Origin of the sequence: Myxococcus sp. CA039A (genome assembly GCF_013336645.1) — a bacterium.
Taxonomy (GTDB): domain Bacteria; phylum Myxococcota; class Myxococcia; order Myxococcales; family Myxococcaceae; genus Myxococcus; species Myxococcus llanfairpwllgwyngyllgogerychwyrndrobwllllantysiliogogogochensis.
Window position 1 is genome coordinate 1 of sequence record NZ_JABUMQ010000639.1, and the last position, 1,740, is coordinate 1,740.

The window sequence follows — 1,740 nt, forward strand, 5'->3', positions numbered from 1 at the left end:
GCGCTTCGATGTCCTCGTACGTCGCCGGCTTCCGACCCTTGCCCTGTCCCACGCCCACCTCCGTCGATGGAACCTCTGGGATTCCATCCGTAACACCCTACCCTGAAGGGTGTCTACCTCGTACGTAGGCAGTCTACCGGCCGGTCTGACATGTCGGGTCCACCCCGGCCGCCACGTCCCGGAACGCGCGGAGTTACGACGCCGTCTTCCGCTTCTTCGGCTTGGGGACGAACACGTCGCTGCGCGGATGGAACTCGTCGTAGACGGAGCGCAGGCGGGCGCTGTTGACGTGGGTGTAGATCTGCGTGGTGGCCAGGTCCGCGTGTCCGAGCATCTGCTGCACGGCCCTCAAGTCAGCCCCGCGCTCCACCAGATGCGTGGCGAACGAGTGCCGCAGCTTGTGGGGGGACAGGGGCTTGAGGATGCCCGCCTTCAGCGCATAACGCTTGAGCAGCTTCCAGAACCCCTGCCGCGTGAAGCCCGAACCCCGGGGCGTCACGAACAAGGCCCGCGACTCACGCCGACCGAGCATCGCCGGGCGGGAGTTGCCCAGATATTCCTGCGTCTTCTCCACCGCCACGCGCCCCAACGGCACCACGCGCTCCTTGGAGCCCTTGCCCTTCGCCACCAGGTAGCCCGCGCTCAACTGCACGTCGTTGACGCCCAGCCCACACAGCTCGCTGACACGGAGGCCCGTGGCGTAGAGCACCTCCAGCATCGCCTTGTCGCGCAGCCCCGCCGGTGTCCGCTCGTCCGGCGCGGCCAGCAACTGCTCCACCTCTTCCAGCGTCAGGAACGACGGCAGCCTCTTCGCCGAGCGCGGCGTGTCCACGTCCTCGGTCGGGTCCTTGTCCGCCAGTCGCTCGGCGACCAGGAAGCGGTGGAAGCTCCGAAGCGCGGCCAGGTGCCTCGCCTGACTGCGCTTGCCCAGCCCGCCCTTGGACAGTGACGACAGGTGCGCCGTCACATCCTCCTGCCGGACCCGCGTCGCATCCTCCACGCCCCGTGCGCGCAGGTCCTCGAAGTAGACGGTGAGATCCGCGGCATAGGCATCCACCGTCTTGCCGGACAGCCCACGCTCCGCGCGGATGAAGGCGATGAACGCGTCGAGCAATCCTTCCATGCCCCCCAGGCTAGCGGAGCCCCGCGCGGAGGCAATCTGGCGACGCACGTGTCACGACACCCAGGCCCCAGGCCAGCCGACCCCGCGGGCCCCGGACTCAGGGATGCGGCCCGCCCGCGCCCTCCGTCGACGCGCGCTCCAGCGCCTGCACCACCCACGGCCAGCCCACCAGGATGTTCCCCGGCGAGCGCAGGCAGGCATCCGCCACCGCGAGCACCTCCGCGGGCCGCGAGCGCACCGCCAGCGCCAGGTGCCTGCCCAGGAACGGATGCGGCAGATAGCTCAGGTTGTGGTGGCGCACGGGAACCCACTGCAGCGTCGGACGCCCCGTCCACCGCTCCACGGCGTACGCCACCGCCGAAGCCAGCACCTCCAGCGCGTAGAGCGGCAGCCGGAACGCGCTGACCAGGAAGACCACCAGCGCCGCCGCCGCCACCGCGCCCGCGAAGGACACGTTGGCCTGACGGCTCCACACCAGCATGGGCACCAGGCTGGTGATGATGGCCGCCGTCTGCACCCGCCACACGGACGGGCCTCGTCCACCGGAGATGCTCGCGATGCTCCCCACCGACAGCCCGGACACCATGCCCAGGCAGGCCCCGACCGCGATTCCCGCC

Annotated in this window: 1 protein-coding gene and 1 pseudogene; both read right to left on the reverse strand. The window is 70.1% G+C overall.

Features of this window, described 5'->3' with window-relative positions; all coding sequences use genetic code 11:
- Window positions 1-193 precede the first annotated feature (193 nt).
- On the reverse strand, window positions 194-1,123 hold the full coding sequence (gene xerD, locus HR086_RS46645) for a site-specific tyrosine recombinase XerD (protein ID WP_174468890.1): 930 nt from the start codon (window positions 1,121-1,123) through the stop codon (window positions 194-196).
- A gap of 97 nt (window positions 1,124-1,220) precedes the next feature.
- Window positions 1,221-1,740, reverse strand: a pseudogene (locus HR086_RS46650) (hypothetical protein); the annotation flags it as partial.

Coding starts and splice junctions, on each gene's coding strand:
- xerD (WP_174468890.1), bottom strand. CDS start 1,123: ATGGAAGGATTGCTCGACGCGTTCATCGCCTTCATCCGCGCGGAGCGT.